Raw genomic sequence first — 5840 nt, forward strand, 5'->3', positions numbered from 1 at the left:
CCCGCCCCGACTCGGCGAGGGACGAGCGGGCTCAGACGTCGAGGCGGAGGGGTACGACGAGGTCGCCGACGATGAGGATGACGCCCATCACGAGCAGCACGGAGGCGACGACGTAGGCGACGGGGAGCAGCTTGGCGGCATCGACGTAGCCCGGGTCGGGACGACGGCGCAGGCGGGCGAGCCCGCGGCGACCGGCCTCCCACAGGGCACTGGCGATGTGACCACCGTCGAGCGGCAGCAGCGGGATGAAGTTGAACATCCCGATGAAGAAGTTGAAGCCGGCCACGAGCATGACCAGGAAGACCAGCTTGCTGGTGAGGTCGAGGTTGGTCGAGGACGTCACCTCGCCCGAGAGCCGGCCGCCGCCGACGATGCTGACGGGGCTGTCGATCGCCCGCTCCTCGATCCCGACGATCGCCTGACCCACGTCGTAGACCTTGGCGGGCAGCGTCACCAGGGCCTCGGCGCTGTCGACGGTCATCCCACCCATCTCGCGCAGGGTGTAGATCGGCCCGCCGGTCTCGTTGACCACGCGCGACGTCGGCGTCACGCCCAGGAAGCCGACCTGGGTGAGCGTCTCGTCGGAGGTCGACGTCGGACGCGCCTCGACCGTGGTGCTCGTGGTGCCGGTGAGCGTCTGACCGTCGCGGACGTAGGCGATCTCGGCGTTGCCGTCGTTGTTGTCGCGGATGAGCGCGCGCAGCTGCTCCCAGTCGGTGACCGCGGCGCCGTTGAAGCCGGTGATCGTGTCACCCGGAAGCAGGCCCGCTTCGGCCGCCGGCGAGGCCGGGTCGGGGGCGGAGCACTCCCGGCTCTCCTCGGTGTAGGGCAGCACGCACTGCGAGACGCTCGCGAGCACCGGCTGGCCGGCCTCGGGCACGACGTCGACGTCCTGGCCGTAGGTCGCGAAGACGCCCCAGAACAGGAAGAACGCGATCGCGATGTTGACCGAGGGTCCGCCGGCCATCACGACGACCTTCTTCCACCAGGCCATCTTGTAGAAGAGCCGCTCGGAGTCCTCCGGCTTGACGAGCTCCCACTCGGCAGCGCGGGCGTCGGAGATGAGCTGGGTGAACATGCCGGTGTTGGACTTGCGGACCTTGACGACCTGGTTGCCCGAGGCGTCGACCTCGATCTCCTCGGCCAGGTCGAGCGCGTCCGGCGGCAGCATCCCGACGATCTTGACGTAGCCACCGAGCGGGATGGCCTTGACGCCGTACTCGGTCTCGCCGACCTGCTTGCTCCACACCGTCGGCCCGAAGCCGATGAAGTACTGCGTGACCTTCCCGCCGAACTTCTTGGCAGGGATCATGTGCCCGAGCTCGTGCAACCCGATCGAGGCCAGGATGGCGACGAAGAAGGTGACGAGCCCGAGGGTGTAGAGAAGGACGGACATGTGCTCCCGATCAGGCCGGAACGAGGGTGGTGGTCATCTCACGGGCCCAGGCGTCAGCGGCAAGGACGTCGTCGACGCTCAGGGTCCCCCCCGATCGTACGTCGTGGGCCGCGAGCACGTCGCCGACTCGATCGACGATGTCGGTGAACGCCAGGCGGCCGGTCCGGAAGGCCTCGACGCACACCTCGTTGGCCGCGTTGTAGACCGCCGGCGCCGTGCCGCCCTTGAGGCCGGCCGCGCGTGCCAGGGCGACCGCGGGGAACGCCTCCTCGTCGAGGGGGAAGAACTCCCAGGTCTGCGCCTGCGTCCAGTCGACCGTCGGCGCGGCGTCCGGCACCCGGTCGGGCCAGGCGAGGCCCAGGGCGATCGGGATCATCATCGTCGGCGGACTGGCCTGGGCCAGCGTCGAGCCGTCGACGAACTCGACCATCGAGTGCACCACGCTCGTCGGGTGCACCACGACCTCGATGCGGTCGAAGGGGATGCCGAAGAGCAGGTGCGCCTCGATCACCTCCAGCCCCTTGTTGACCAGGGTCGCGGAGTTGATGGTGATGACCGGTCCCATGTCCCAGGTCGGGTGCGCCATCGCCTGCTGGGGCGTCACCTCGGCCAGCTCGGCCCGGGTGCGGCCGCGGAACGGGCCACCGCTGGCCGTGAGCACGAGGCGTCGTACTTCTGCGTCCGTGCCGGCGCGCAGGCACTGGGCGAGGGCGCTGTGCTCGGAGTCGACGGGCACGATCTGGCCGGGCGCCGCGCGGTCGAGCACCAGCGGGCCGCCCATGATCAGCGACTCCTTGTTGGCGAGCGCGAGCGTGTTGCCGGCGTCGAGGGCCGCGAGGGTGGGGCGCAGCCCGACCGCGCCGGTGACGCCGTTGAGGACGACGTCGCACGGGTGCGCGGCGGCCTCGACCGACGCCTCCTCCCCCAGCCCGGAGATCGCCGGGGCGAACTCCTCGACCTGCTGGGCGAAGAGCTCGGGCTGGGAGCCACCGGCGGTGAGCCCGACCACCCGGAACCTCTCGGGGTGGGCCCGCACCAGATCGAGCGCCTGGGTGCCGATGGAGCCGGTCGAGCCGAGCACGACGACGTCGCGGCGCTCCGGAGTGGCCGTGCTCCGGGTGGGGGCGTTGTCGGTGGAAGTCACCGCAGAAGTGTCGCAGGGTCAGGTGCCGTTCCGGCGGTTCGTCCCCGCACCGGGGCCGCAGGGTCCATCCTGAGTCATGCGACGTTCTGCGGCGTCCCTGACCATCACCCTCCTGACCTCCGTGCTCCTGGCACCGGTGGGGTCGGTCACCGCCACGGCATCCGAACCGGCCCAGCGCAGCCGGACGTGCTCCTCCGGCTACGTGTCACTCACCTTCGACGACGGCCCCTCGGCCTCGGTCACCCCGGACCTGGTGCGGATCCTCGAGCGCCACCGGGTGCCGGCGACGTTCTTCATGGTGGGTGAGCGCGTGGCTGCCGCACCGCGGACCGCCCGACTCGTGGCGCGCTCCGGCCACCTCATCGCCAACCACAGCTATGCGCACGCCGACATGACCACCCAGAGCCAGGACCAGGCCGTGCGGACGCTGCGCGACACCGCCGCCGCCCTGCGCGCCGCCGGCACCCGACCGACCAACCTGATGCGGCCGCCGTACGGCGCGATGGACGACGACGTACGACGGGCGGCGCAGCGCGTCGGGCTGGTGCCGGTGCTGTGGGACGTCGATCCGCGGGACTACGCCGGCGGCTCCGGGAGCGAGATCGCTGCCCGGATCCTCGCCGGGCTCCGCCCTGGCCGCAGCAACGTCGTGCTCCAGCACGACGGCGTCGCCAACTCACCGGCGTCGGTGGCCGCGGTGCCGCTCGTCATCAAGCAGGCCCGGAAGCGCGGCTACTGCTTCACCGCCCTGGACGAGCGCGGGCTGCCCGGGATGCCCACCCCGACGGTGTCGCTCGCGCTGCTGCGCGACCGGGTGCCGGAGGGTCAGCGGGTGCGCTGGAGGCTCACGCTCGACAAGCCCACGGCGCGACGTACCTCGGTCGCGGTGCGGCTCCGCAGCCGGCGGACCGGGCAGGTGCTCGCCACCGTGCCCGCCGGCTTCGCCGCCGGCCGCACGAGCGCCTCGGGGTCCTTCGTCGTCCCCAGCGACGGGATCGACGAGACCACGGAGAAGTGGGACCTGGCCATGGTCGACCCGGTGGGCCTGCGGCGCGCGCCGTCCGGTGGCGCCGGCCTGTCCCCCACCGTGGCGATCCTGGACCGCGACCCGGCCCCCCGACTGAACGGGGTCGACCGGAGTGTCGACGAACCGGCCGAGGAAGCCACCACCATCACGGTGCGTCTGCGTCTCGACCAGGTCTCCGCGCGCCGGATCCGCGCCGTCGTGCGCAGCCGCCACGGGACCACCGACAAGCGTGACCTCCTGCCTGTGCGCACGCCGGTGGTCCTCGCCCCCGGACAGCGCTCGGTCCGGGTCGAGGTCACCTTGCGCCCGCACACCGACGACCCGGACGAGGTCGGTGGCGCGGTCGAGGCCGAGGAGCACTTCACGCTGGTGCTCGCCTCGAGGCAGCACGTGAGACGAGGGGTCCCTGCCACGGTCACGATCCGCCCGCACGTGCTCGACGTCCCCGACCCAGAGCCGACGCCGACGCCCACACCTGCGCCGACGCCGACGCCGACGCCGACGCCTGCCCCGGAGGCTCCGCGCCGGTCGTGAGTCGTCAGCGCAACCCGTTGGCCTTCGTGCGGGCCGGCGGGCGACGCTGCTCGAGCCAGACCCGGAAGAACCGATCGAGGTCCCGGTCGCTCTTCGACTCCGCGAGCCGCTGGAACGCGCCCACCGTGCCGTTGCCGTATCGGCGCTCGCGCACCCAGGTGCGCAGCACCGACCAGAAGACGCGGTCGCCGATGAGCTGGCGCAACGCCTGGAGGGTCAGCGCCCCGCGGTCGTAGACCGACTGGTGGAAGATGTCGCGCGGTCCCGGGTCGGTCAGGTCGACCCCCCACACGTGAGCGTCGTGACGCAGGAAGTCGTAGTCGTTGCGCAGCTGGCGTCGCGCGGAGTGCCCGCCGTGCTTCTCGGCGTACGCGCCCTCCATGAAGGTCGCGAAGCCCTCGTTGAGCCAGATGTCGCGCCAGCGGCTCACGGAGACGGAGTCGCCGAACCACTGGTGGGCAAGCTCGTGGACCACGGTCGGTCGGTGCGTGGAGCTCCAGCCGGAGTAGGTCGGGCGGGTCTGGTTCTCGAGCGCGAACCCGACGTCGAGTGACGTCGCCAGGCCGCCTGTCGACTCGAAGGGGTAGCGACCGAGACGTTTCTCGAGCCAGGACGTGATCGCGCCGCTGCGGCGCAGCGACCTCATGGAAGCCTTGCGCTCCGAGCGCCTCAGCTCGCGCGAGACCGCGACGTAGGAGGGCAGACCGTCACGGACGCTCTCGTGGATGTCGTAGCGACCGAGCGCGAAGAAGGCGAGGTAGGACGCCATCGGATGGGTGGCGCGCCAGTGGGTCGTGGCCAGTGCCCCGTCGACCGCCCGGTCGACGAGCAGCCCGTTGGAGACGACCTGGTGGGTGGCCGGACCGGTGATCGTGACGTCGAAGGTCGCCTTGTCGGTCGGGTGGTCGTTGGCCGGGAACCACCAGGTCGCCATGTGCGGCTCGTTCATCGTCACGACCTCCGCGTCGGACGCCGCCCAGTTGCTCTCGCCCGCGTAGGTCAGGGCGCCCGGCACCCCTGTGTAGACCACTTCGACGGTGAGCTGGGCCTCGTCGGGCACCACAGCGCTGGGCACGATCCTCAGCTCGTGCTTGTGGGGCCGCGTGAACTCGGCCGGCTCGCCGTCGACCGTCACTGCCGAGACCGGCAGGAGGAAGTCGAGGTGAAAGCTCGAGAGCCGCTGAGTCGCGGTGATCGTCAGGACCGTGCGACCGGTGAGGCGGCCGGTGTCGAAGTCGTAGGCGTCGTGGACGTCGTAGTGCTGGACGTCGATGCCACCGTTGCCGTCGAGCGGCCAGTAGCGGTCGCCGATGCCGTCGGCGCCGGGTCGAGCCGAATCCTCGGCCGCCGACGCCTGCGGACCAGCCTCGACGGGCGCGGTCGGCCCGGCACTCGCGACGCCGGGCGCCATCAGGGTGGCGACCAGGGTCGCCCCGGTGGCGAGTCGGGCGCGGGCGCCACGGGGAAGCAGGTTCATGGCCGGAGTGTAGGTGTCGGCGCCGACGGCGTGCGGCGTTGTGCTTGGCTCGAGGAGATGACCGACCTGATCTGGTACGCCGCCTACGGCACCAACCTCGACCGCGACCGTCTCGGCTGCTACCTGCAGGGAGGCACGCCACCGGGAGGGGCCAGGGCCACCCCGGGGGCCCGCGACCCTCGACCGCCCCGTGACGACCGTGCGGTCCACCTGCCCGGCTCGGTCTACTTCGCCTGGGAGTCCACCACTTGGGGCGGCGGGG

Annotated in this window: 4 protein-coding genes and 1 pseudogene; 2 read left to right on the forward strand and 3 right to left on the reverse strand. The window is 71.6% G+C overall.

The genetic code is table 11. The annotated features are described in order from the left end of the window. Positions 1-31: 31 nt before the first annotated feature. Both VOI19_RS12645 and dxr read right to left on the reverse strand, forming a co-directional pair. The gene (locus VOI19_RS12645; protein WP_323793319.1) at positions 32-1396 is read right to left on the reverse strand and encodes a site-2 protease family protein; all 1365 of its coding nucleotides are present in this window, start codon (positions 1394-1396) and stop codon (positions 32-34) included. A 10-nt stretch (positions 1397-1406) separates the two neighbouring features. Continuing rightward, the gene (gene dxr / locus VOI19_RS12650; protein ID WP_323793320.1) at positions 1407-2540 is read right to left on the reverse strand and encodes a 1-deoxy-D-xylulose-5-phosphate reductoisomerase; all 1134 of its coding nucleotides are present in this window, start codon (positions 2538-2540) and stop codon (positions 1407-1409) included. Positions 2541-2616: 76 nt separating this feature from the next. On the opposite strand from dxr, the gene VOI19_RS12655 reads away from it, so the two are divergent. Then, entirely contained in the window at positions 2617-4101 is a 1485-nt protein-coding gene (locus tag VOI19_RS12655; protein WP_323793321.1) for a polysaccharide deacetylase family protein, read from the forward strand. Between the two features lie 4 nt (positions 4102-4105). Here VOI19_RS12655 and VOI19_RS12660 read toward each other — a convergent pair whose 3' ends face one another. Beyond that, positions 4106-5578, reverse strand: coding sequence for a M1 family metallopeptidase (locus VOI19_RS12660; protein ID WP_323793322.1), 1473 nt, complete (start codon positions 5576-5578; stop codon positions 4106-4108). Between the two features lie 57 nt (positions 5579-5635). On the opposite strand from VOI19_RS12660, the pseudogene VOI19_RS12665 reads away from it, so the two are divergent. Then, a pseudogene (locus VOI19_RS12665) lies at positions 5636-5840 on the forward strand (histone deacetylase); the annotation flags it as partial.

The sequence above is a fragment of the Nocardioides sp. genome, from assembly GCF_034670285.1.
In the GTDB taxonomy this organism is placed as follows: domain Bacteria; phylum Actinomycetota; class Actinomycetes; order Propionibacteriales; family Nocardioidaceae; genus Nocardioides.